19 protein-coding genes are annotated in these 25,666 nt (G+C 60.3%); 12 read left to right on the top strand and 7 right to left on the bottom strand.

From position 1 onward, the window contains the following. The first annotated feature begins 5 nt into the window (after positions 1 to 5). Positions 6 to 1,211, top strand: a complete 1,206-nt coding sequence (gene pcaF / locus AC1DE4_RS06280; RefSeq protein WP_025658276.1) for a 3-oxoadipyl-CoA thiolase — start codon at positions 6 to 8, stop codon at positions 1,209 to 1,211. A gap of 66 nt (positions 1,212 to 1,277) precedes the next feature. Here the strand turns inward: pcaF and AC1DE4_RS06275 are convergent, their stop codons facing one another. The 5 genes from AC1DE4_RS06275 to AC1DE4_RS06255 form a co-directional block, all read right to left on the bottom strand. Next, positions 1,278 to 2,072 carry an SDR family NAD(P)-dependent oxidoreductase gene (locus AC1DE4_RS06275; RefSeq protein ID WP_477880515.1) on the bottom strand — a complete coding sequence of 265 codons (795 nt, stop codon included), beginning with the start codon at positions 2,070 to 2,072 and terminating at the stop codon, positions 1,278 to 1,280. A 94-nt stretch (positions 2,073 to 2,166) separates the two neighbouring features. Then, positions 2,167 to 2,898, bottom strand: a complete 732-nt coding sequence (locus AC1DE4_RS06270) for a glutathione S-transferase (protein WP_025658278.1) — start codon at positions 2,896 to 2,898, stop codon at positions 2,167 to 2,169. A gap of 28 nt (positions 2,899 to 2,926) precedes the next feature. After that, the gene (locus tag AC1DE4_RS06265) at positions 2,927 to 3,241 is read right to left on the bottom strand and encodes a hypothetical protein (RefSeq protein WP_025658279.1); all 315 of its coding nucleotides are present in this window, start codon (positions 3,239 to 3,241) and stop codon (positions 2,927 to 2,929) included. Between the two features lie 114 nt (positions 3,242 to 3,355). Next, positions 3,356 to 3,529: a hypothetical protein gene (locus AC1DE4_RS06260; protein WP_198021124.1), complete on the bottom strand. Its 174-nt coding sequence runs from the start codon at positions 3,527 to 3,529 to the stop codon at positions 3,356 to 3,358. 251 nt (positions 3,530 to 3,780) lie between these two features. After that, positions 3,781 to 4,032 carry a DUF2934 domain-containing protein gene (locus AC1DE4_RS06255; RefSeq protein ID WP_025658280.1) on the bottom strand — a complete coding sequence of 84 codons (252 nt, stop codon included), beginning with the start codon at positions 4,030 to 4,032 and terminating at the stop codon, positions 3,781 to 3,783. A 246-nt stretch (positions 4,033 to 4,278) separates the two neighbouring features. On the opposite strand from AC1DE4_RS06255, the gene AC1DE4_RS06250 reads away from it, so the two are divergent. The 4 genes from AC1DE4_RS06250 to AC1DE4_RS06235 all read left to right on the top strand — a co-directional run bounded on the left by AC1DE4_RS06250 (position 4,279) and on the right by AC1DE4_RS06235 (position 8,318). Beyond that, entirely contained in the window at positions 4,279 to 5,742 is a 1,464-nt protein-coding gene (locus AC1DE4_RS06250) for a phospholipase D-like domain-containing protein (RefSeq protein ID WP_062368451.1), read from the top strand. A gap of 94 nt (positions 5,743 to 5,836) precedes the next feature. Beyond that, a complete protein-coding gene (locus AC1DE4_RS06245; RefSeq protein WP_477880511.1) occupies positions 5,837 to 6,667 on the top strand; it encodes an endonuclease/exonuclease/phosphatase family protein in 831 nt (276 codons plus the stop codon). Between the two features lie 142 nt (positions 6,668 to 6,809). Further along, positions 6,810 to 7,883, top strand: coding sequence for an alpha/beta hydrolase (locus tag AC1DE4_RS06240; protein WP_477880509.1), 1,074 nt, complete (start codon positions 6,810 to 6,812; stop codon positions 7,881 to 7,883). Positions 7,884 to 8,036: 153 nt separating this feature from the next. Next, entirely contained in the window at positions 8,037 to 8,318 is a 282-nt protein-coding gene (locus AC1DE4_RS06235) for a ribbon-helix-helix domain-containing protein (RefSeq protein WP_477880507.1), read from the top strand. Positions 8,319 to 9,088: 770 nt separating this feature from the next. Here AC1DE4_RS06235 and AC1DE4_RS06230 read toward each other — a convergent pair. Beyond that, positions 9,089 to 9,931: a class I SAM-dependent methyltransferase gene (locus AC1DE4_RS06230; RefSeq protein WP_477880505.1), complete on the bottom strand. Its 843-nt coding sequence runs from the start codon at positions 9,929 to 9,931 to the stop codon at positions 9,089 to 9,091. A 129-nt stretch (positions 9,932 to 10,060) separates the two neighbouring features. Between AC1DE4_RS06230 and AC1DE4_RS06225 the strand changes: the two genes are divergently transcribed. Next, a complete protein-coding gene (locus tag AC1DE4_RS06225) occupies positions 10,061 to 12,076 on the top strand; it encodes a transcriptional regulator (protein WP_477880503.1) in 2,016 nt (671 codons plus the stop codon). Positions 12,077 to 12,302: 226 nt separating this feature from the next. Here AC1DE4_RS06225 and AC1DE4_RS06220 read toward each other — a convergent pair whose 3' ends face one another. Continuing rightward, entirely contained in the window at positions 12,303 to 13,325 is a 1,023-nt protein-coding gene (locus tag AC1DE4_RS06220) for a LacI family DNA-binding transcriptional regulator (RefSeq protein ID WP_051420024.1), read from the bottom strand. 182 nt (positions 13,326 to 13,507) lie between these two features. Between AC1DE4_RS06220 and AC1DE4_RS06215 the strand changes: the two genes are divergently transcribed. The 6 genes from AC1DE4_RS06215 to AC1DE4_RS06190 form a co-directional block, all read left to right on the top strand. After that, positions 13,508 to 16,276, top strand: a complete 2,769-nt coding sequence (locus AC1DE4_RS06215) for a glycoside hydrolase family 2 protein (protein ID WP_477880500.1) — start codon at positions 13,508 to 13,510, stop codon at positions 16,274 to 16,276. A gap of 76 nt (positions 16,277 to 16,352) precedes the next feature. Then, on the top strand, positions 16,353 to 17,435 hold the full coding sequence (locus AC1DE4_RS06210) for an ABC transporter ATP-binding protein (RefSeq protein ID WP_477880498.1): 1,083 nt from the start codon (positions 16,353 to 16,355) through the stop codon (positions 17,433 to 17,435). Further along, the gene (locus AC1DE4_RS06205; protein WP_477880496.1) at positions 17,435 to 18,319 is read left to right on the top strand and encodes a carbohydrate ABC transporter permease; all 885 of its coding nucleotides are present in this window, start codon (positions 17,435 to 17,437) and stop codon (positions 18,317 to 18,319) included. The genes AC1DE4_RS06210 and AC1DE4_RS06205 overlap by 1 nt, the downstream gene beginning before the upstream one ends. After that, positions 18,316 to 19,164 carry a carbohydrate ABC transporter permease gene (locus AC1DE4_RS06200; RefSeq protein ID WP_477880494.1) on the top strand — a complete coding sequence of 283 codons (849 nt, stop codon included), beginning with the start codon at positions 18,316 to 18,318 and terminating at the stop codon, positions 19,162 to 19,164. Before AC1DE4_RS06205 ends, AC1DE4_RS06200 begins: the two co-directional genes overlap by 4 nt. Before the next feature lie 62 nt (positions 19,165 to 19,226). Then, complete coding sequence (locus tag AC1DE4_RS06195) at positions 19,227 to 20,543, top strand: extracellular solute-binding protein (RefSeq protein ID WP_477880492.1); 1,317 nt, start codon at positions 19,227 to 19,229, stop codon at positions 20,541 to 20,543. 676 nt (positions 20,544 to 21,219) lie between these two features. Next, on the top strand, positions 21,220 to 25,666 hold a 4,447-nt coding region (locus AC1DE4_RS06190), incomplete at its 3' end, for a N,N-dimethylformamidase beta subunit family domain-containing protein (RefSeq protein WP_477880490.1).

Raw genomic sequence — 25,666 nt, 5'->3', positions numbered from 1 at the left:
GCCTGATGACCGAAGCCTATATCTGTGACTATATCCGCACCCCGATCGGGCGCTTCGGCGGTTCGCTGTCAGCGGTTCGCGCTGACGATCTCGGCGCCGTGCCGTTGAGGGCGCTGATTGAGCGCAACGGCAATGTCGACTGGGAAGCGGTTGACGATGTGATCTTCGGTTGCGCCAACCAGGCCGGCGAAGACAACCGCAATGTCGCTCGCATGTCCTCGCTGCTGGCGGGCCTGCCGGTCTCGGTGCCAGGTACGACCATCAATCGCCTCTGCGGTTCTGGCATGGACGCCATCATCGCTGCTGCCCGCGCCATCAGGGCAGGCGAAGCCGAACTGATGATTGCAGGCGGCGTCGAAAGCATGTCGCGCGCACCCTTTGTCATGCCGAAGGCGGAGACGGCATTCTCCCGCCGCGCCGAGATCTACGACACGACGATCGGCTGGCGTTTCATCAATCCTTTGATGAAGAAGCAATACGGCGTCGATTCCATGCCGGAGACCGGCGAGAACGTCGCCGAGGACTACAAGGTCTCGCGCCAGGATCAGGACGCCTTTGCGGTTCGAAGCCAGGCAAGGGCCGCGGCCGCGCAGGCCAATGGCCGGCTGGCAAAGGAAATCACCTCCGTCACCATCCCCCAGCGCAAGGGCGATCCTGTCGTCGTGGAGAAGGATGAGCATCCGCGCGCGACGACAATGGAAGCGCTTGCCAAGCTTGCCACACCCTTCAAGAAGGAGGGCGGGACAGTGACGGCAGGCAATGCCTCCGGTGTAAATGACGGCGCTGCCGCCCTGATCATTGCCAGCGAAGCTGCTGCCAGAAAGTATGGACTGACACCGATCGCCCGCATTCTCGGCGGAGCGGCTGCCGGCGTGCCGCCGCGCATCATGGGTATCGGCCCGGTCCCGGCATCGCGCAAACTGATGGCACGGCTTGGCATGACGCAGGATCAGTTCGACGTCATCGAACTTAACGAGGCATTCGCCTCGCAGGGTCTGGCGGTTCTGCGCGAACTCGGCGTAGCCGACGATGACGGCCGTGTGAACCGCAACGGCGGCGCCATCGCGCTTGGCCATCCGCTCGGCATGTCCGGCGCGCGCATCACCGGGACGGCTGCAATGGAACTGCGGGAAGCCAGTGGGCGCTACTCGCTGTCGACCATGTGCATCGGCGTCGGGCAGGGGATTGCCATCGCGCTCGAGCGCGTCTGATTTTCATCGCAGAACGAAAACGGCGTGGAGATCGTCCGCGCCGTTTTTCTTTGTGCAAGCCCACGCTTAGGGCATCAGCTGGCCGCCATTGACCTCGATGATCTGGCCGGTGATGTAGCCGGAAAGCGTCGGCGATGCCAGGAAGAGATAGGCGCCGACGCAATCCTCCGGTGTGCCGACGAAACCCATCGGAATGGATTTGCGTTGGAGCTCCATCTGTTCGTCGTTGGTGTAGCGCTCATGGAACGGCGTGGCGATGACGCCCGGCGCCACCGCGTTGACCCGAATGCGGTCGGGAACGAACTCCTTGGCATGGCCGCGCGTGATCGTCGAGACGAAACCCTTCGATGCCGCATAGAGCACGGCACCATTGCCGCCACCGTTGCGGGCGGCGATCGAGGTCGTGTTGATGATGAAGCCGCCCTGCTTCTTCAGCCATGGATGGGCAGCGCGCGTTGCAGCGAGAACCGAGCGGGCATTCAGATCCATGACCTTCATGTAGTGCTCGTCGGTATATTCGGCGGTTGGCTTGCGGCCGAGCATGCCGCCGGCATTGTTTACCAGCCCGTCGAGATGCCCGAAGGTTCTGGCCGTCTCTTCGACGACACGCTCCGTCTCGCCCTCCTTCGACACGTCGCCGTGAACGAGATGCACGGTTGCGCCGGATGCCCTGATTTCGTCGGCAAGCGCTTCGGCGGGCTCCCGGCTCGCATTGTAATGAATGCCAACCTTCATGTCCTGCGCGGCAAAGGCGCGGGCGAGCGCTGCACCGATACCGGTCGAGGCGCCGGTGATCAGCACCGCCTTGCCGGCGAGGTCCGGGATTTTGATGGATGCAAGCAATTGAGCAAGATTTGCCATGGCAGCGATAGCCTCCGGGAATGTGACGGGATGGTTTGGGGCGAGTTGCAGGGAGCTTATCAGCCTCCCTCAACCCGGGGCAATGCCATATCCGCTATGGCACGAGATCAAGCTCCGGATAGTGCCGAAAAATTCCGTCCTCGTTGAAGGCAAGCCGGCGGTCCGACTGTAGGTAGGCGGTAATGTTCGGGCGCCTGGCGACGGCATCGTGCAACGCGATCAGCCCCGGATAGTCGGCCGCACAGGCATTCATCGCTTTTGGAAAGGCATATCGCAAGCCCTCGATGACCTGAAACAGCGACAAGTCGACATAGCTGAGAGCATCGCCAACGATATGGTGCGGCCCTCGAGGGTTCTGTTGCAGCACCTGCTCGAAGTAGCCGAGGAACTTTGGAATGCGCTCGCTGATAAAGGCGGCGGAGCGGGCTTTCGCCGCCTCCTTCTGATCCTCATAGTAAAGGGAGGTCGCAATCGGGTGGTGCGTATCGTGCACCTCCGCCACCAGGTCCGTGATGGTCAGTTGCAGTCCGTTGGCGACGCAGCGCAGTTTCTCATCTTCCGGCGAGAGGCCAAGTTTTGGGCCAAGATAGGAGAGAATATTGGCGACATGCGAGACGATGAACTCGCCGTCCTTCAGAAACGGCGGCGCAAAGGGAATGTGGGGCTGGCGCTTGCTCCTCATCAGGTCCAGCATCGCTCCGGTTCCCATCGCGGGCCCGGATTGCCTGGCGACATCGACATAGTCCGCCTGGGCTTCTTCCAGGGCCAGGCGGACAAACTCGCCGCGACCTTGAATGCCATCCCAATAGTACAGTTCATATGCCATGAGGCCCCTCCTGGTGGCTTGCTGGAGATCAGTGATGCGCGTGCTGCGCGTTGCGTTTGCGCGTCGCTGCTGCTTTCTTGGCCGAAGCCGAGCGCTCTGCTGCAGAACGCGCTGCGGAGGCGGCGGCGCCCTTGCGCCCACCCTTTTCCGATGCCTCGTGGGTATCTTGCTTGCCACGACCGGAGCCGGACTTGTTGCCGCCACCACTCTCCTTGTTGACCGTCGCCCAGGCCCGCCGTTCGGCCTCCTTGGTGGAAACGCCGCGGTCTTCGTAGCCTTCCTCGATATGTTCGGCTTTTCTTTTCTGCTTGTCCGTGTAAGCGGATTTGTCGCCTCTTGGCATGTCTGGCTCCTTTTCTGACAGAGCAAAGGGCAACCAACTGACGCTCGAAAAGTTCCAACGTTCTCGCAAACCCAAAGGGGCAGAAGCTGAAGGAAAGTGCGCCGACGAGGTCGCTTACTTGCGATAATATTTGCGCGACAACGCCATCATCTTCTCAAAGGCGGGAAAATGCACCGACATGGCAGAATGCGCATCCGGAAAGAACAGTGCAACGAGATTGTCGATCGCATAGACTAGGATCAGGGCGAGGGCCAGATAGGCTAACGCGGCAATGACAAGAGCGGTCATTTTACCCTCAAGGCGCGATGCGGAGGCAGCAATCCGCTACGACGAATCTATCAACTTCCAAATTCGATTTTGGTTCCAGCGCGGATTGTCGCCGCAGCATTTTTTCCGCGAGGTCGGCGTCATCCGCAGTCATGCTTATTCTTCCCGTGACGCACCTTTCGTTCCCATTGGAAATCAATAGGGCAGAAGCAATGCAATCATGTGACGAAGGGCGTCATGGTGATGCCCGTCGCAGAAATGGAAGCAAGCGATCAGGCCGATTTGCGGCCAGCTGTCTTTCTGGGGGCGGAGCCCTTTATGGCGCCATTTGCGTTGGAAGCAGAGGCGGTGCGTTTGCGCGTCTTCACTTCCTTGCCATCCGGGGATGCAGCAGACCCTTCGAGCGCTTGGCGTTCGGCACGGGCCTGTTCCCAATGTTTGAAATCTCGTCCCGTTGGACGCCCTTCCTCTTCCCAAAGCGCATAGGCACGCTTCCTGATCCACTCTTCGCGAGTTTCTGTCATCGCCGATCTCCAGTCAGTGAGGCCCGTGGTCTAACGCGATACTGGCCTCAGAGTTCCAGAGTAATCGTGCGGTTTCAAGCAATTTTTGACACACTGCAAAAATAAATCCCGCATCGCAGCATTCGGCTGCTAGGCAGTGCGTGCTTTGTGCTTGCCGACGACAGGTTTTGCGCCGGCGAGACCGCACGCTTCATGCCCATGAGTGCGCAATTGAACACTGCAGCTTTGTGTTTATAGTTCAACTCAATGTTTTATCTCATATCGACCTACTGGCCGCATATTCTATTCGTTGTTTCGCTCGCCATGGGCGCCGCGGCAGCAATCCACGCGGCCATGACAAAGGAAGAGGTCCGCGCCGCAATCGGCTGGGTCGGGGTGATCATCCTCTCACCGATCGTCGGTGCTGTGCTCTATGCGATCGCCGGTATCAATCGAATCCGGCGCGCCTCGCTCAGCCTTCGGCGCGATGCGCTGATCCCCGACGCAGACCTCGATGAGCTTGAAAGCTTCGACGCCGACACGGATATCGTCATCAGCGGCTTTGGCCGGCGTTTCGCTGCCCTCCAGACACTCGGCGACCGCGTCGCCCGCGTTCCGCTCGCAACCGGCAACACGATCGACATGCTGGAAACCGGCGACGACTGCTATGGTGCGATGAAGGCGGCAATCGACAGTGCGGCCCGCAGTGTTCTGCTTGAGACCTACATCTTTGACCGCGACCCGATCGGATTGAGGATCGGCGATTCCCTTATTGCTGCAGTCAAGCGGGGCGTCGAGGTGCGCGTGCTGATCGATGCGGTCGGCGCCCGCTATTCGGTGCCGAGCATACTCGGATATCTTGCAGATGGCGGCGTCACGGTCTCGGTCTTCAACGGCAACGTTATCATGGGGTTGCGTTTGCCCTATGCGAACCTGCGCACCCACCGCAAGATCCTCATCGTCGATGGCCGCATCGCGCTGACCGGGGGCATGAACATCCGGGCAGGTTTTACCCGCGAAATAGCAGGGGAGGGCTTTGCGCGCGACACCCATTTCAGTGTTACCGGGCCGGTTGTTGCCGACCTCTTCAACGTTGCTGCCGAAGACTGGCGCTTCACCACGGGCGAGATCCTGCAAGGGGAAGCATGGCGAACCGCGATGCCCGAGCGCCAACCGGGGGATCCCGTCTTCATGCGCGTCGTGGCGTCCGGGCCCGACAGAAGCATCGAGACGAACCACAAGATGCTGATGGGTGCCTTCTCCATTGCGCGCAAATCGATCCGCATCATGTCGCCCTATTTCCTCCCGGACCGGGAGCTGATCAGCGCACTGGCGACCGCCGCACGACGTGGCGTCGAGGTTGATATCGTCGTTCCCTCCGTCAACAACCTCGTCCTGGTCGACCGGGCGATGACCGCGCAGTTCGACCAGATCCTCACCAGCTATTGCCGCATCTGGCGCTCGAGCGGGGCCTTCAGCCATTCCAAGCTGCTGTCGATCGACGGGGTCTGGTCCTATGTCGGATCATCCAATCTCGATCCGAGATCGCTGCGGCTGAATTTCGAGGTCGACCTGGAAGTGCTGAATGAAGGCTTTGCCAACGAGATTGACGAGCATATCGACGAGGCCATCAAATCGGCGTCGCCGGTTACGTTGCAGGGGCTGCGTGCGCGACCTTTCGCTGTCCGGCTGCTTGAGAAGGTTCTTTGGCTCGGATCGCCCTATTTGTAGCGGATTTCTTCGGCCTAAAGGCGTGGCAAGTTTCAATAGCCGGCCTATACTCCGGATCAAACCACTTCGACCAACGGAGCGCGAGCAAACTCCGATGCATGCCAAAAAGGACAGTCTGCCCTCGAACATCCTCGCATCGATCCGCAATCGAAAAAGGCGACTGGATGCAGCGCATTCGGAGAAGAAGCCGCGCTCGGACGGCACTTTGATTGCCTCTTACAACGTTCACAAATGTGTCGGCAATGATCGTCGTTTCGATCCGGAGCGCACCAGCCGGGTCATCCACGAAATCGATGCCGATGTGATTGCGCTTCAGGAGGCCGACACCCGGTTTGGTGAGCGTACCGGCATTCTCGATCTCGGCCGGCTGGAACGGGAGACCGGACTTATCCCGGTGCCGGTTAACGGCATGGCCAAGGCTCATGGATGGCATGGCAATGTCGTGCTCTTCAAGCGTGGCCTCGTCCGTGACGTACACCAGATCAACCTCCCCGGGCTTGAGCCGCGCGGCGCGCTTGTCGCCGAACTCGATCTCGAACGCGGCGGGGCCTTGCGCATCATCGCCGCCCATTTCGGGCTGCTTCGCCATTCGCGCGCACAGCAGGCCAAGATGCTGGTCGAACTGATGGCCGACAAGCGTGAGGTCCCGACCATCCTGCTCGGCGATCTCAACGAGTGGCGGCTCGGCGACCGTTCGTCACTGCACACGTTCCAGTCCGCCTTCGGCCCGCAGCCGCTCGCCGTGCCGAGCTTTCCCGCACGACTTCCCGTTCTCGCGCTTGATCGCATCATGGCAAACCGCAAGGGCGTCGTGACAGCGGTCGAGGCGCACGACACGCCGCTTGCCCGCATTGCCTCCGATCACCTGCCGGTAAAGGCGGTGGTCAATCTGAAGCGCGTGGAAGAGCTCGCGGCCAAAGCCTAGCCGGCATACGACAGAGGCATTACTTTCACACGCCGAAAAGGGTCGCGTCCTAAACCATGGCGAGCTTGACAGGGCCCGTGGTCGTGGCAGGTTTCACCTGTCTCGACAGATGTCCTGAATCGGAGGTTTCGCGGTGCTTGTGATGGAGATTTTGCGGCGGCGGGTCGACATATCGCGCGGGCGTGCGTCCGCGGCGATCATGCGCTCAATAGCGGGACTGACCAAAACATGTCTGGTCGCAAGCCTTGCCGTCGCCTTCTCGATGTCGCCCACGAGCGCCGGGGATACGCCAGTCCAGACGCAGGTTTCGAAGGACCAGGTCCGCAAGCTCGTCGAAACATGGAAGCACTATTATGCGAAGGCCGACAGCCTGCGCGATCGGCGCAACGCGTTCGAAGACATGATGGAAGCCACCCCCGAGCCGACGCGCGTGCAAATCAGGCCTGTCGATGCCGATGGTGTCGATGCGCAGCTCATCTGGCCAGCAAGGCTGCATCATCCGATCGGCAAGCGCGCTATTCTCTATATCCACGGCGGCGGCTTTTATGGCGGTTCGTTGCGCACGCACCGGGCCATAGCGGGCGCACTGGCCAAGGCGGCGTCCGCCGACGTGCTTCTCATCGACTACAGGCTTGCACCTGATAACCCCTATCCCGCACAAATCGACGACGCGCTGACAGCCTACCGGTGGCTGCTTGGTTCCGGCTATGAGGCCAGCAATGTCGTCGTCGTTGGCGAATCCGTCGGCGGAAACCTCGCGATCGAAGCCACGCTCAGGCAGATGCGGGTCAAGGGACCGTTGCCTGCGGCCGTCGTGGCGATGAGCCCCGTTACGGATCTGGCTGCAACAGGCGCATCGCTGACGGCCAACGCCAGCACCGATCCACTGATCGACGCCGCTCAGCTCGATCTCATGCGCAAGGCTTATCTCGGAACACGCTCGCCCACTGATCCGATGGTGTCGCCCCTCTATGGCGACATGACCGGGTTTCCACCATTGCTTGTCCAGGTCGGTTCGGGCGAGGCATTGTTGGACGATACGCTAAGGCTGGCTGAAAAGGCCCGAAAGGTCGGAGTCGACGTCGAGACCGAGATCTGGCCTGGCATGATCCACCAGTGGCAACTCTTCCCGTTCTGGCTCGATGACGCAAGGCAGTCGAACCAGCGTGTTGCGGAATACGCGATCAAGCATTTCGCCGACAAACCGCGGCCATAGTCTTTACGGCATCGTCAAGACGTCGATGAGGTAGAGCACATCTTTCAGATCGTCAGAGTGTGCAGAATTCTACGGTTTTGGCCTATGGAAGTGCGCTTAGGTCGATGGCATGAATTTCATACCACGTGATGTGATGGATGCTGGAGGTGTATCGTGGCGACCATCGAGAAAAGAACCATCAGCCTGCCGGGCGATCAGGCAGCGTCTATCGACGCGAAGGTGAGCGCGGGTGATTGTGCTTCGGCGAGCGAGGTGGTCCGCGAGGGTATTCCTGCGCTGAAAGAACGCGATGAGCCGGTCGGGCGCTGGCTCCAGCATCAGGCAGCCCCGAGCCTCGACGCGATGAAGGCCGATCCCGCGCGCGGTGTCAGTGTCGATGATGCGTTCGCCAGCGTGCGCACCCGTCATGCGGAGCGGGTGAAAGACCAGACGTGAAGTGCCGCACGGTTATATCACCGGAAGCTCGGCCGATCTGCTGTCGCTCTATGCGTGGATTGCGGATGCGACATCCTCCGACATCGCGCTTGGCTATCGACCGCCTGGAAACCTATGTGCGCGGCTTCGATGTCGCCTCCGAGCGCGGTACGTTGCATGACGGTAATCGTCCCGGCCTTCGCACGGTTGGGTTCGAGCGGCGTGTGACATCGCGTTCACCGTCACAGACGAGCAGGCCATCATTCTCGGCTTCTATTATAGCGGCCAGAACTGGAGCATTGATCCATTTTTGCGAAAGCGAGAGATCGGCTCCTTGAGCTCCGCCGGAGCGGGTTTCTTAACTGCCAGGATCCTCCGCAAGGACACGAGCCTCCAGAATGGAAACGCCATAGGCAGCCATGAGCCACAGACACAAGGCGACACAACGAGGCACAGGCTTCTCTCCAGAGGCAAGCTGGCTTCTGGTTCGTTCGTCAATGCCAAGCAGTTCCTGAATGTCGCTTGCCGACATTCTTGCGACCACCACGGCCGCGCTAAACTCAGACGGTGTCATGTTGCCCCCAGGCGCGATTTCAAACGCGCGAAATCCTGGTTGAGTCTCCTCTCCAATCAGGGGCAGTCTGCCAGCAGCCGGGCTTTCGTTTCCAAGATCAGAGCGTTGTTCCAACTCCAAGCGGGCGGCATCGCCTGGCTCGAAAACAACACGCTCGACCTGACGGCCGAGCATCGGGATTTAAAGCCCATGCCCGGCCGGTGTCGGAAGCCTGTGTTCAGAGCCTCGTGACGATGACCTCCAAATATTCGCTTGGCACGACCACGGTGCCGTCATCGGCGCGATTGAAGCGTTCCATGAGCACCAAAAGGTCGTCGGTCAGTGTATCTCGCGCCGCCGGGTCAAGGGCGGCGAATGTTTTCAGCACTGGACCGTAATAGGTCCGGAAGACCTCAAGCCAATGGTCCGGTGACTTGTATCGGAACACGAACTGCCTGGGCGTTGCTGCGATCGACGCGACGGCTTTCGGGAACAATTCGTCAAGCCGTGCCCGCGAGCCCCAGTGCGCCGGCGAGCGAGCACCTGACGGAGGCGGCACATGCTTGCCGATCGTCTTGAACATCTGCCCGATGAAACCGTCAGGGGTCCAGTTCGCAAGGCCAACCGAGCCGCCGCGCTTGCAGACCCGAATGAGTTCGGACGCAGCGCGCTCCTGGTCGGGCGTGAACATCACGCCGAAAATCGACAGCACATTGTCGAAGGACTGATCGGCAAACGGCAGATGTTCTGCATCGGCCTCCTGGAAGACGATCGGCAGCCTATCGGCTTTGGCGCGCTCCTGGCCACGTTCGAGCAGCGCCGGAACGTAATCGGTTGCCGTGACCTCGCACCAGCGTCGGGCTGCGGCAAGCGCGCCGTTGCCGTTGCCGGCCGCAACGTCAAGTACCTTCGAACCGGCGCGCAGATCGAGCGCTTCGCAGAGGCTTTCCCCGACAATCTGCAAGGTCGTCCCAACGATTGCGTAGTCGCCCGAGGACCATGCACTTTGTTGCCTGGCCTTGAGCGCGCTGAAATCGACGGCGGGCTGAGGATTACTGGCGACGGCCGCAGATGTGGACATTGTTTTCTCCTTGGGTCAGATTGATCAGCCTCATGGTGCGTCTATGGCAACCGTGGTTGGGCACGTGTCGTGCCACGGTCTCTGGCTTAGACAGGGATAGTGGGGGTCGGCGTGGCAGCTGGCGTGGGAATGAGCGTGGAATCGGGCGGCGGGGACGCAAATCAACCTGGAGGCCCGCTCGAGATCCGACTGCTCGGCCCGATGGCGATCCGGCGAGAGGGCGTCGATCTGAAGCTCCCCGGCTCCCGGAAGGTGCGATCTCTTCTGGCCTACCTTGCGCTTTCACCGAGGCCGTGCGGCAGGGCGCAGCTTTGCGATCTGTTGTGGGATATCCCCGACGATCCGCGTGGCGAGTTGCGATGGTGCTTGAGCAAGATTCGCACGCTGATCGGGGAACAACGCGTCATCACGAAGGGCGACACCATCAGACTGGATCTGTCGGACTGCTTTATCGATGCGATCGAGGCGGCTGCGGCTTGTCAGCATGGATTCAAGACGCAGTCACTCAGCCAGTTGCGGTCCCTGGCAGCCCTGTTTGCCGGGGACTTTCACGAAGGATCGGGCGTCGAGCGTAGCCCGGCATTCGAAACATGGCTGCTGTCGCAACGTCGTCGGCTGCGCGACATCCATACAGCCCTTCTCGAGCATATGGTGCAGCGTTTCCCGCCCGAAGAGGCACAAACCTATCTCGATCGCTGGATCCAGCTTGCGCCCTTCGACCTTCGCCCGCACGAATTGCTATTGATGTCCCTCGCCAAGGCGGGTCGTTTTCGAGAAGGCGAGGAGCATCTGGAAGCGACCGCGAAGCTGTTTGATGCCGAGGGTATCAATGAGCGATCCTTGCGCGACGCCTGGCAGACGGCCAGAACCCAGACAGACGAGACCTTCCGGCAGCAGCGCCCAAGCGCCAGCGCTGTGGCTGCATCGTCTCCACCCGAAACCGAAAGCTTGCTCAAGGAGCCTCGGCGCGCATCAATTGCGATCATGCCGTTCAATGAGCTGTCGGCCGTAGCCGCTCCTGGCGGTCCGTCCGATGCATTGGCATACGACATTATCACACGGCTCGCGAAGCTGCGCTCGTTCCATGTAATCGCGCAGGGCACGATGTTTGCGCTGAGGGACCGGCACCACACGGTTGACGAGACAGCACGGCTGCTCGGCGTCGACTACGTGGTCGACGGATCGTTTCAGCGCGTCGGCGACCGCATTATCCTTCGCGTCGAGTTGACAGAGGCAAGAACAGCGCGCATCGCCTGGACGGAGGTCTTCGAGCGCCGTGTGGCCGATACCTTCCTCCTCCTTGAGGAAATCGGCAGCAGGATCGTCGTCTCGATCGAGCGCGAAGTCGAAACGATCGAGAGCAATCGTGCCCTCCTGAAGACGCCGAACTCTCTCGACGCCTGGGAGGCCCACCACCGGGGGCTCTGGCACATGTATCGCTTCACCAAGAGCGACAACGAGCAAGCCCAGCGCTTCTTCGAAAGGGCGATTGGCCTCGACCCGACGTTTGCCCGTGCGCATGCGGGGCTCTCCTTCACCCATTTCCAGAGTGCCTTCCAGCATTGGGCGGATCGCGACGCCGAGGCCGAACTTGCCTATCGAGCAGCGAGCCAGAGCATGATGGTCGATGATCGCGACCCGACGGCACATCTCGCCATGGGCCGGGCGCTATGGTTGAGAGCGTTGCACGATCAGTCCGTCAGCGAGCTGCAACAGGCGGTCGAACTGAGCCCCAGTTTCGCGATCGCGCATTACTCCCTCGCTTTCGTTCAATCCCAGTCCGGTGATCCGGGCGCCGCGATCCTGGCGGCCGATCACTCCCGCGCGCTCAGTCCTTTCGACCCGCTGCTCTTCGGCATGCTTGCAAGCCGTGCCCTGGCTCTCGTGCGCCTCGGAAGCTTCGAGGATGCCGCGAACTGGGGCGTCAAGGCCGCCGCCCGTCCGAATGCTCACGCTCACATTCTGGCGATCGCCGCACTTTGCCTGTCGATCGCGGGACGGCTGAGTGAGGGGAAGTCTTATCTCGCCATGATACACGATCGGTATCCCGCCTATCGGCTGAACGATTTCATCTCGGCATTCCACTTGCCGCCCACTGACCAGGCGCTGTTCCGCCAGGCAGCCCAGCGCCTCGGCTTTGAGTAAGCGGCCCCGGGAACCCACCAGATCACCTGCCGCCGCCCAGCATCGACGATGCGTGAGTTTCAAGCTTGCTGAACGCTGACAAACGAAACCACTTCAGGAAAATCACGGGGCGCGCGCCAGGGTGCGCGACATCCCGCGATTCCTGGTCGACATGATCCCGTTCCTCGGCGGACCGACAATGATCCTCTTCCAAGGTCAAAAACGACGGGGCAATGTATCAACCGCATCAAGACTGAGGGGCTGCGATCGAACCGCGTTCAACGAATGGGCACTCGAGCTTGATCTTCTGGGTGGTTCGGTGGGATGAAATACCCTCGTTGTGGTCGAGGAGGGCACCGACGGCCCATCGCGCCATTTCGTCATGGGGCAACAGCACCGTTGAAAGTGGTGGCACCATGTAGGAGGCCAGATCCTCGTCGTCGAATCCCACCACGGAGATGTCTTCGGGCACACGCAGGCCGCGGCTTTTGATGGCATCATATGCGCCGACGGCCATTCGGTCATTGAAGCAGAAGATGGCAGTCGGCGGGTCTTTCCGATCAAGCAATTTGAGGGTCAGTTCGCGGCCGCCATTGACGGTCCATCCTCCCATCAGTACCAGGTCTTCGTCGACGGGCACATCCCATGTGGTCAGCGCTTGCCGGTATCCTTTTTCGCGGTCCCTGGCAGCTTCGATCCAGTCCTCGCCCTTCAGGTGAGCGATCCTTCGATGACCGGCCTTCAGCAGCGCCTCGGTCGCCGCATGCCCGCCGGCGATATCGCCGGGAACGACCGAGGGATGACGCCGATGCTTCTCATAGCAATTCACGAGAACTGTGGGGATGTCGTTCAGCCGTTCCGGGACAACGATCTGTCGGGTCGTCAGGGTGGTATAAAGTATGCCGATGACGTTCAATTCCTGAAGCAGATCGAGAGCCGCGCTCTCGATCTTGGGATCCGAGCGCGTGCAGAAGGTTGCGATCAGGATATCCTGCAGGGCCGCTTCATCGCGCGCGCCCTCGATGAAGGGCATGGCAAACGGTGTTGTGCTGACTTCATCGAGCAGCAGCCCGATAACGGGTCGCCGATGCTCGGGAACATTGTGTCGAGGGCCCTTGCGATAACCAAGGGCTTCGGCCGCTTCCACGACGCGCGATCGGGTCACCTCGGAAACGCGGGGATTGCTGACCCCATTCAATACCAGCGACACCGTTGCCTGTGAGACGCCTGCACGCTGTGCAACGTCAACCATGGTTGCACGCTTGGTCAATGCTTGTCCCACTTCATCGATCGGCCCATCCCATTCATCAAATTATAGAAAACCCACTTTTCCGACAACCGTCCACTGTGGGTTTTGCGGGTCCCGAATTTTCCGGCTTGCCAGGTAGTTATATTCTCTGTACCCATAACTAATAATATAACTAATAACATAATTCGCAAGGGAGAGAGTACATGACCGCCCCTGTCACGCCCGCTTTGCCGCTATCCCAGGACGCGCGCAAGCGAATGACACTCGACGGCCTCTGGCAGTTCAAATTCGAAGGGGATGCCGACTGGCGCTCGATTTCCGTTCCATCCGTCTGGCAATCCGAATTTGCCGATCTTCGCGACGCGTTTGGCACTGCAAGCTACCGTCGGCAGTTCTTCCTGCCGCAAGAATGGGCGGAGCGCGACATCTCCCTTCACTTCGGCGCGGTGAACTATTTTGCTGAAGTCCTGGTCAATGGTCAGCCTATCGGCAACCACGAAGGAGGCTACCTTCCGTTCTCGTTGACGATTCCGAACAGCATCCTCAAACCGGAAAATGAGATCGAGGTCTCGGTTACGCTTCCGAGCGCCGACGCGACCAGGTACCCGCAGTTTCCCTTTGCGGAAATTCCGCATGGCAAGCAAAGCTGGTACGGCCCTCTCGGCGGCATATGGCAATCGGTGACGCTGGAGGCGCGTGATACCAGCCACATCAAGCATGCCGAGGTAAGGGCAGACCTTTCCTCGGGTGTTGTTCGCTTCGATCTGGACCTTTCCGCATCCGCGGCAGACGCTGAGGTGCGCGTCGCTGTCTACGGGCCGGACGGAGCCCTGGAGGCCGCGGCTAAGGGATCTGGTCGCACCTTGAGCGTCGTTGTTGGCGAGGTGAAGTCCTGGTCGCCTGATGCACCGCAGCTTTACCGTGCCGATATCAGTCTTTCGGTCGCAGACGCAATCGTCGATGCGACTTCGGTTACATTCGGGTTTCGCACCATCGAGACCAGGGGCGGCCAGCTCTTCCTCAACGGTGCTCCGCTCTACATGCGTGCCGCCCTTGATCAGGACTACTATCCCGAAGGCATCTGCACGCCGCCTTCGCTTGAGTTCCTCGAGGACCAGGCGCGCAAGGCCAAGGCACTTGGGTTGAATACGCTGCGCATTCACATCAAGGTTCCCGACCCGCGCTACTACGATGTGGCGGACCGTATCGGTCTTTTGATCTGGACCGAAATTCCGAACGTCCAGACCTTCAGCGACGCCTCGGCCGGGCGAATGCGCGAGACCATGCAGGGAATCGTCAGGCGCGATGGCCACCACCCGTCGATCATCGCCTGGACGATCATCAATGAGGATTGGGGAACCCGTATCGTCGAGAACGCCGATCATCGCCAGTGGCTCGCCGAGACCTACGACTGGTTGAAGACGCTCGACCCGAGCCGTCTTGTTTCGGACAATTCCGCCTGTTTCCCGAACTTCCACGTGAAGTCGGACCTCAATGACTACCACTACTACCGCTCCATTCCGGAACGACGCGAGGAGTGGGACGACATCACCAGGCAATTTGCCGAGGGCGCAGCGTGGACCTATTCTGGCCTTGGCGATGCGCAGTGGCGAGGCGAAGAGCCTCTCATCGTCTCCGAGTTCGGCGTGTGGGGCTTGCCCGATCCCTCGAAACTCCTTCTGCAAGATGGTTCCGAGCCCTTCTGGATGGAAACCGGTGCGACATGGGGTGATGGCGTCGCCTATCCGCACGGCGTTCAAAAGCGCTTCCGCGCGCTCCATCTGGACACCGTCTTTACGGACTTCGGATCGTTCATCGAGGCTGCGCAATGGTACCAGTTCGCGAACCTCAAATATGAAATCGAGGTAATGCGCGCCCATCCCAAGATCGTCGGCTACGTCATCACCGAATTCACGGACGTTCATTGGGAGGCAAACGGCCTTCTGGACATCAACAGAAATCCGCGTGTCTTCCACGACGACTTCGCGAGCATCAATAGCGACATCGTCGTGATCGCCCGCCCGAATGCCTGGTCTGCCTACGCCGGCGAACTCCTGGAGGTGGATCTCTCGGTGGCGACCGGTGGCGCGTCCATTCCGGATGGCGCAACGATCCGCTGGACCTACGGGCAGGACGGCGAGCGGGCACTGCCAGCAACGGGTGCCAACGCGGTGGCAAGCGTCGGCATCGTGCCGATGCAAATGCCGGAAACCGACGTCAATCGCACGCTTCGCATCGAAGTTGAGGTCCTGTCCAGCGGACGGCGGCTTGCGACCAATGTTCTCGATATCGCGCTGTACGCAAAGCGCAGCCGAGCCAACCTGCCGAGCATCGCTTCGAAGGATCCGGCGCTTCGCGCTTTTGCAGAGACACTGGGCTATCCGGTCTCTGAGCCTGATAAGGCGGACGTCAATCTGGCGCATGCCCTTGATGAGAGCGATATTGAGGCAATGCGCCACGGGGCACGCTATCTTGTGATCGCCGATGGCAGCATTCCCACGCACCGCAATCTGCGCAAGGACATTCCCGAAGGCGAAAAGCTCTATCGCGAGATGACCATCGATGAACGGGATATGCCTGTTGGTATAGACCAGCAGCTCCCAGGAATCGGACTGATCGCACGTGAAGGTACGCTGTGGCGTGGCGACTGGATTGCCAACTTCAGCTGGATAAGACGTAAAGGTGCGTTTGCTTCATTGCCGGGTGGTCCGTTGCTCGACCTGTCCTTCGAGAAGGTCGTTCCACATCATGTCATGACGGGCTTCCGCACCTTCGAGTATGCCGGACCGGTCCACGGCGGGCTGGTCATCGGTTGGGTCCACAAACCCGCGGTCACCATCGCTGAACGACGTGTGGGGCGCGGCAATCTCGTTGCAACAACCTTCCGGTTGACGAGTGGCCAGGCCGGCACCGATCCGGTCGCTGCTGCCTTGTTCGATGCCATGATCGCGACGGTCAATCAGAGCAAATGAACGAGCTGAGGCGGGCGCGGAAAGCCGCGCTCGGCCTCAAACGGCAGGCTCTGGAACTCAATCAGCGGAGGAATAAGTGGCGCTCATCGAACTGGTGAACATAAGCAAGCAATATGGTGCGGTGCAGGTCATCGACAACCTGTCCCTGACGATCAATTCCAACGAGTTCATGGTCTTCCTTGGCCCATCCGGCTGCGGAAAATCCACCTTGCTGCGAATGATTGCCGGGCTGGAGAGCATCGACGGCGGCGAGATACGCATCGACGGCAAACGCATCGATCATCTGCCGCCGGGCGAGCGCGGTATCGCCATGGTGTTCCAGCACTATGCGCTCTACCCGCATATGAGCGTACGCGACAACATGGCCTTCGGCTTGCGCAACATCGGGGTCGACGAAGCGGAAATCGTTCGCCGGGTAACGGAGGCGGCAAATGTTCTTGTTCTCGACAAGCTGCTTGATCGCAAGCCGGGGCAATTGTCCGGCGGTCAGCGTCAGCGCGTGGCCATCGGCCGCGCGATTGTCAAGGAGCCGCAAGCCTTCCTGTTCGACGAGCCCTTGTCGAATCTTGATGCAGCACTTCGTGTCAGAACGCGCGTCGAGCTGGCGCAGCTTCACAACCGCGTCAAATCAACGATGGTTTTCGTGACGCATGACCAGATCGAGGCGATGACGCTCGCACACCGGATCGTGGTCATGAACAATCGCCGCATCGAACAGGTCGGCACACCAATGGAGATTTATGCACGACCTGCGACACGTTTCGTCGCCGAGTTCGTCGGTTCTCCTGCCATGAACTTCCTGCCMGTGAAACTGGACCGCGATTTTGTTCGCCTAACCGACGGAACGACTGTCCATACGGCGGTTCCAATCAAAGAACTGGCGCCGGCCAGCGACTACACGATGGGGGTCCGCGCTGAAGCCATTTCGATCGGGCGATCCGGCACAGGCGACACGGATGCCGTTGTCGAGGTCATCGAGCGGCTGGGGGATCGCACGCTCGTCTATGCTCGCATCGCAGATAACTCGCTGCTGGTGGCAGAAGCCAAAGGAGACAGCCCACTCGCGCCAGGCGCAGCCGTGGCCCTGACGTTCGACGGCCGCCGGACCCACCTCTTTGACGCGGCCGGCCGCGGCTATCACACCGCAGAGGCAGCGTGATGAGCCAGGCCATCCACATGAACGAATCCCGATTGCGAAACGGCTTGTTCGTTGCGCCCTTCGTGCTTGTTTTCGTCTGCCTGCTCGTCATTCCTCTCTTTTGGGGTTTCTGGCTAGGCCTGACGAAGGCTGACCTGTTCGGCCCCGGCAAATTTGTGGGGCTTGCAAACTATACGCGTCTCTTTAGCGACAAGATTTTCCGCGGGGCAGTTCTGAATACACTCTATTTCGTTGTCTTGACCGTGCCGGTTCTCGCGGTATTCGGACTTGCACTCGCGCTGGCGCTCAATCGCAAGACACGCTTCGCCTCGGTGATGCGCGCCGTCTTCTTTGCCTCGTCGGTGCTGTCGGTCACGGTCGTCACCCTGATATGGCGCATCGTCTTCATTCCCGACATTGGCCTGCTTTCCAATATCTTCGGCTGGTTCGGTCTGCCGCAGGTAACCTTCCTAAGCAATGCGCGTCTTGCGCTTCCGGCCGTTGCGATCGCAACGGTCTGGTGGGGCGTAGGCTTGCCGATGATGCTGTTTCTGGCCGCACTGCAACAGGTGCCGGGCGAGATCTATGAAGCGGCTGCGCTCGACAATGCCGGGCGCTGGAAGACGCTGCGGCGCATTACGCTTCCGTCGATCCGTCGGACATTCCTGCTCGTGCTGATCATTCAAAGCGTGCTTCAGTTCCAGGTATTCGGCCAGGCCCAGCTGATGACGCAGGGCGGCCCCAACAATGCTTCGAGACCGATTGTCCTTTACATCTACGACGTTGCCTTCACCCGCTTCGATGTCGGCATGGGCGCTGCGACCTCGCAGGTCCTGTTCGCGATCATCCTGATGGCCGGCATGCTGCAGTACTTCCTTTCCAACCGGCAGGGAGAAAATCGATGAGCCGCACGAGCTCCCGCATTGTCGGAAAATCCCTGGGAGACAGAATCATCCTTCTCGCCGTCGTGGCAGCCGGCCTGATCATGGTATTGCCGATCCTTTGGGTCGTCGGGCTGTCGTTCAAGCTCAATGCGGAACTGAAGCTGGATACGAATTCGGTCTTCCACGTTCCGTATACGATCAAGAACTACGCGGACGTGTTTGGCGGATCCAATGTCTTCCGCTGGTTCTTGAACAGTCTCATCGTTTCGTCGGGGATGACGCTGGGTGTGCTGATCCTGTCGTCGCTTGCCGGCTATGGTTTCGCCCGGCTACGGTTTCCGGGGCGCGACATTCTGTTTGTCATCGTTCTGTTCGGCCTTGCCGTGCCGGAGCAGGCAGTGATCGTCGCGCGTCACCAGATCTTCAGCATGCTGCGACTGCACAATACCTATCCTGGCCTGATCCTGCCCGGTTTGGCTGCGCCATTCGGTGTTTTCCTGATGACACAGTACTTCCGGGAGATTCCCAAGGAACTGGACGAGGCAGCACTGCTCGACAACGCGTCGCGCTTCAAGATCTTCTGGACGGTTCTTCTACCCCTCACCATCCCGGCCCAGGCGACACTCGGTGTGTTCACCTTCCTCGGTGCCTGGAACGACTATCTGTGGCCGCTCATCTCGGCGACCAAGAAGGACATGTACACGATCACGACCGGCATTGCGTCCATGCAGATGAACTTCGCCCAGACTGAGGGCCTCGGCTTCCTGATGGCTCAGGCCGTGTTCGCGGGCCTGCCAACGCTCGCTGTCTACCTGTTCTTCCAGAAATACATCGTCACCGCGGTTTCGGGTTACGCAGTGCGATGACGATCATGATCTGACAATCCGGTTTCAACGCGCATTTTCGCAAGCAATAGGAGGAGATTGCAATGAAGATTGGCATGAGGAATATCTTACTGGCGGCGACGCTGACCATGGCGTCGTGGCCGGCTCTGGCCGCTGATCCGGTCGAAATTACAGTTCAACGGTTCTTCGGAGCGTGCGACGCCGATTGGGGAACCAACACCGACGTCAGCAAGGCTGTAGGCGAGTGCGGAATCATCACGTCGCAGATCAACAAGTTCGTTGCCGACAATCCCGACATCAAGATCAATGTGAACACCGTCGAATGGCCTGGTTACGACCAGCTGACGGCGCAGCTGGCATCGGGCGAGCCGCCAGATGTCGTCACCATCCATGAATCCGTCCTGTCCGACTATCAGTCGAAGGGTCTTCTTGAGCCTCTGGACGCGGTACTAAAGGCTGCCGGCGTGGATTCTTCCACTTTCACCGCGGCGGGCCGGGAAGGGGTGACGAAGGAAGGCCAGATATTCGGCCTGCCGATCGATTCCCACACCATGTTGTGGCACATCAACATGAATTATTTCCGCAAGGCGGGTCTGGTGAATAATGACGGAACGCCAGTGCTGCCGAAGACGGCCGATGAACTGCTCGCACAGGCAAAGCAGTTCAAGGAAAAGACCGGCAAGCCCTATCTCGTTCAGAGCATGGCCAACGAAAAGGGTGCGTTCTATCGTGCCCTCTATATCTACCTGACCCAGATGAAGTCCGACTTCTTCGCAGATCCGACCCACGTCAAACTCAACACACCTGAAGCCAAGAAGATCGTCCAGCTGTTCAAGGACATTTACGATCAGGATCTGACCACGAAAGACCAGGACTATGCTGCATCCCTGTCCGGCTTTACCAAGGGGGACGGTGGTGTTCTTCTGAATGGTACCTGGGTTGTGGGTGACTTCGATGCCCTGTCGAAAGAGGCCGACAACGCGCTCACCAACGGTTATGCGGTCTATCCGTATCCGCCAGTGTTCGGTGGTGAACCGGCCTATTGGTCGGATGGCCACTCCTGGGCGATGACAAAGAAGGATCGGACCCCGGAGCAGGTTGCGGCGATCGGCAAGTTCTTGAAGTTCATGGCCGATCACAACTTCGATTGGGCCCGGACCGGTCACCTGCCGGCTCAGCAGGCGGTCATTGACTCAGCGGAGTTCAAGGCGCTGCCGCATCGCGCCACGATCCTCAGCATCGCAAACGTCGCAAAACCCCTGCCTGCACAGGTTCGTCATCAGTTCGCGGTCAACGACATCATCGGCGAAGAGATCGCTTCTGCGATCACTGGGCAAAAGGAGATCGATGCCGCGCTCACAGACGCCGAAACCCGCGTCAACGATCTGCTTGCAAACTAGCCATAAAGGGGCTGTCCGAGCATTCCGGACAGCCCTTTGGCAATATATGCCTCTGCAGAGGGGAAACCGGACGCGGTCAGCAAATCGGCGCCTTGCAAGACCGCCAAAGGCAGGAACAGTCCTTGACAGCTCGGCGCTTAACTCCTGGCTCTCGCGGGCTAGAATCGCAGCAAACGTCCTGGCGCCGCACTTCCTTTCGTTCTCGCTCGGTCGCATGGCCATCCTGACGCGTTCCTGCTCACCCTCGGTACAGTTCTGCCATCCCAAGCTCGAGTGTTCGCTGACCGCGACGAGGCTCCCCGGTGAGCTTACGGCTGCTCCTGCCGGAGAGTTGGTCCAGCGATCAGGATCGGATGGGCCAGTTGCATCCTGCGATGTTTGATGCAGCGATGGTCACATCATCGTCATGGAAGGCGAGGGAGGCTTCAACCTCGAAAACCATGTCCATTCGTGGTCTTAGTCGACATGACCCGCTTCTCTGACGATCTCATAAAACGCCTGCATGGCGTCGCTGACGCCTCCAACGGCGTCTCTCGGTCACGCGAGAGCGGTATAGTCCTTATTGGCCAAAAGGTGATCGCCCGATTTAGCTCGAAAGGCGTACAAGGTATTTCGCGCCTCTTCGGCTATCATTCGACAATCTGCACATTGGTAGATTTTCGCGAGGGGGCATGCCATGCATCGCAAAGCTCTCCGTTGGGCATCTCGCTCAATGCTATTGGATTCGTTGACTCCCCGGTGGCTAGCGGGCCGAAAGGCCAAGCTTCGCAACACCGCCTATAGGGAAGATAACAACTATCGACTCGCGCTGGCCGCACAAACGACCGATGCGATTAAGTCTGGCACTGCCGCCGACAGTCCCGTCAACACCATCGCGGTCAATGAGGATGACGAACGGTCGACGGGGGTGGTCTGCGACGCTCACGGCCAGGTCAATAACGACACCACACTGCCGTCGTTGGCCGATAGTTTCGCAACGATCTGCGGAGCCGGAGTTCAACGCGGCGACTTTGTAGTACATCAGCCGATTTCCGTTGACGGTGCTGCGCAGACAGCGTCCGGACCAGGTTCGATGAGTGTAGAGAGCGGGTCCGCTTCCGGCAAGGTCGTCACCCCTGAATCGACCCCGTCAGCGCGGGCGAGTGTTCACGGATCGCACTCATTTCTGGCGTTTGGCATCTGCGGCTACCATACCTCTCCGACGCGAATGCTCGATTGGGCGCAAGGCGGCGGCATGCTCCAGCGTTACGGCCAACTGCCCGGAACCAGGCTGGCCGAGGGATCGGACTATGCGACCGGCAAGGGAACATTTGGCGCGTCTGTCAGCGACCCGCTTCTGAACCGCGACCTTTCGCCCTTGTCAGGTTGGCACGGAACAACAATGAGGACGGGCTCAACAGTCTCGAACGGGTCATCGCCAGGCCGTCGAGAGATCGGAGGGGCAAGCGCAACCTCCCAGGGTGTGAATATCCTTTCCGGCTCGATGACTGAACCGGTGGGCACGCAAAGCGCAGCGACGCAGAGTCTGGCGGCGGCGGCCGCCACCACCAATGCGATTGTGGCGGAAAACCAGAAGCAGGGCAATCCGCAGAGCGAATGGGGCATCACGGGAGCCGGGAGCTCGAACATCGAGGGGTTCGCCACCGACATTAGCATCAATCGGGGCCAGACTGTCAGCTTCAAGATCAATACCAATTCCAACAACTATCGGATCGACATCTATCGCCTCGGTTATTACGGCGGCATGGGAGCACGCAAGGTCGACACCATTCAGCATACGGGCGTCCAGAACCAGCCTACAGCGTTGCGCGACAGCACCACCGGTTTGGTCGACGCCGGCAACTGGTCGGTTTCAGCGTCCTGGGCAATTCCGGCCGACGCAACGTCGGGAATCTATATCGCGAAGCTCGTGCGTCAGGATGGTACCTTCGGCGAGAACCAAATCCCGTTCATCGTGCGCGACGACAGCAGCCACAGCGACGTCCTCTTCCAAACTTCGGATGAGACCTGGCAGGCCTACAATCCCTGGGGCGGGGCCAATTTATACCAGGGCAACGGGCCGGGGGGCGACTCGTCCCCAGGGCGCGCATACGCGGTTAGCTACAATCGCCCGATCACCACGAGGGGCGGCGGCCTGGCGGCCGGACCACAGGATTATATATTCGGTGTCGAGTACCCAGCCATCCAGTGGTTGGAAAAGAACGGCTATGACGTTTCCTACATGGCCGGAGTGGACTCCGATCGCCTCGGCAGCCTGATTCAGAACCACAAGATGTTCCTGAGCGTCGGCCACGACGAGTATTGGTCGGGACAACAACGCACCAACGTCGAGGCAGCACGGGACGCTGGTGTAAATCTCTGCTTCTGGAGCGGCAACGAGGTCTACTGGGAGACGCGCTTCGCTCCGAGCATCAGTTCTGGCACCCAAGCGTATCGCACCCTAGTGTGCTACAAGGAGACCAGGGCCGGCCCCATCGATCCGAATAACCAATGGACCGGAACCTACCGGGATCCACGGTTCGTCTCCCCGACCGCGGTCGGGGGAGGGCGGCCGGAGAACGCGCTGACCGGCACCATGTTCCAGGTCGACTCGTACCGAAGCGATTCGATCACCATCCCGTATGACGACGCCAATCTGCGCTTCTGGCGCGATACCAGCGTGGCAAACCTGCAACCTGGCCAGACGGCCACGCTCCAGCAGAACTATCTCGGATATGAATGGGATCAGTCACCCGATAATGGCTGGCGTCCCGCCGGACTGATCGAACTGTCGTCGACCACCTTGCCCGTGGACCAATATCTGCTGGACTACGGCACCATCACCGGGACTGCCACCGCAACGCACAATCTGACGCTTTACCGAGCTCCTAGCGGCGCCCTGGTGTTCGGCGCCGGCACGGTTTACTGGGCATGGGGACTCGATCAGAACCACGATCTCGAGGCCACGCCGGTCGATCCGCGGGTCAAGCAGGCCATGGTCAACCTGCTGGCGGACATGGGGATCCAGCCTGGCACATTGGAGGCAGGCCTGGTATCAGCAACGCAGTCGACGGATACGACAAAACCGGTATCATCGATCACCGCGCCGAACGACGGGACCCCTCTTAAGGTAGGCAACGCCATCACCATCAGCGGAACCGCTTCCGACGTCGGCGGCGTCATCGCTGCCGTCGAAGTGTCGACCGATGGCGGGACAACGTGGCACCGGGCCGTTGGAGACGAGAGCTGGACCTATAGCTGGGTCGCGCAGGCAGCCGGTACGTTCAATATTAAGACCCGGGCGGTGGATGACAGCCTCAATCTCGAAACCCCCGGTGCCGGCCGCACTGTGACGGTAACTGGCAACAACTTCTTTTCCGCTTCGGCCGTTCCGCCCATCGTGCCGGATGTCGATCCCAACGCGATCGAAGTGGGAATGAAGTTCCAATCCTCAGTGGCAGGCACGGTCACGGGCGTGCGGTACTACAAGAGCGACTTGAACATCGGGCCACATACAGCGTCGCTGTGGTCGAGCACGGGGACCAGGCTGGCAACGGTCACCTTCAGCAACGAGTCAGGTGTAGGCTGGCAGGCGGCGAGCTTTTCCAACCCGGTCGCGATCACCGCTGGTACGACCTATGTAGTCTCGTATCACACCAACTACGGACATTACACGGCAACGGGAAACTACTTCGCGTCTTCCGTGACAAACGGATTCCTTACGGCTCCGGCGAATGCCGGTGTCTACACCTATAATTCGGCCAGCGTCTTCCCGAGCAGCACCTTCAACAGTGAGAACTACTGGGTCGATGTACTATTTAATCCAGCAACGGCAAACACGGTGCCGACGGCGGTTGCCGATGCCGGCGATGCGACCGAGAAGGGCGGTGTTGCCAATGGTTCGGGCGGCGTGGTTGCGAGCGGCAACGTGCTTGCTAACGACACCGATCCGGATGCCGGCGATACCAAGACGGTGACGGCGATCGCCTTCGGCGCGACAACAGGCACGCTCGGCACCGCACTCAACGGCGCCTATGGCAGTCTCGTCCTCGCGGCCTCGGGCGCCTATAGCTATACGATCAACGAGGCCAACTCCGCGGTGCAGGCGCTGCGGCTGTCGACCAACACGCTGAGCGAGATCTTCAACTACACCATGCGTGATGCCGCCGGCGCCACCGCCACGGCCGCGCTGACGATCACCATCCACGGCGCCGACGACGCGCCGGTTCTGGCGGCCCAGACCGCCACCCAGAATGCCACGGTCAATACCGCCTTCTCGTTCGCGTTGCCGGCCGGCACTTTCACCGATGTCGACAGCGGCGAAACGCTCACCTACACGGCAACCTCTGCCGACGGCTCGGTTCTTCCCACCTGGCTGAGCTTCAACGCCGCGACGCAGACCTTCAGCGGTACGCCGACAACGACAGGCACGTCAGGCATCAAGGTGACGGCAACAGACATTGCCGGCCTTGCCACCAGCGAGACCTTCAATATTACCACGACGATAGCGGGCAACACGACGCCGACGGCGGTTGCCGATGCCGGGGATGCGACCGAGAAGGGCGGCGTTGCCAATGGTTCGGGCGGTTCTGTCGCCAGCGGCAATGTGCTTGCTAACGACACCGATCCGGATCAAAACGACACCAAGACCGTCACAGCGGTCAGCTTCGGCGCGACAACAGGCACGCTCGGCACCGCACTTGCCGGCACCTATGGCAGCCTGCTGATCGATGCAACGGGCGCCTATAGCTATACGATCAACGAGACCAACTCCGCGGTGCAGGCGCTGCGGCAATCAACCAACACGCTGAACGAGGTCTTCAGCTACACCATGCGCGACGCCGCCGGCGCCACCGCCACGGCCKCGCTGACGATCACCATCCACGGCGCCGACGACGCGCCGGTTCTGGCGGCCCAGACCGCCACCCAGAACGCCACGGCCGGTACCGCCTTCTCCTTCGTGCTGCCGGCCGGCACCTTCACCGATGTCGACAGCAGCGACACGCTGACCTACACGGCAACCTCTTCCGACGGCACCGCTCTTCCCACCTGGCTGAGCTTCAATGCCTCGACGCGCACCTTCAGCGGTACGCCGACGACATCAGGCACGTCAGACATCAAGGTGACGGCAACCGACATTGCGC

The sequence above is a fragment of the Rhizobium sp. 10N414 genome (genome assembly GCF_056394785.1).
This window is presented reverse-complemented; position numbering and strand designations above follow the sequence as displayed.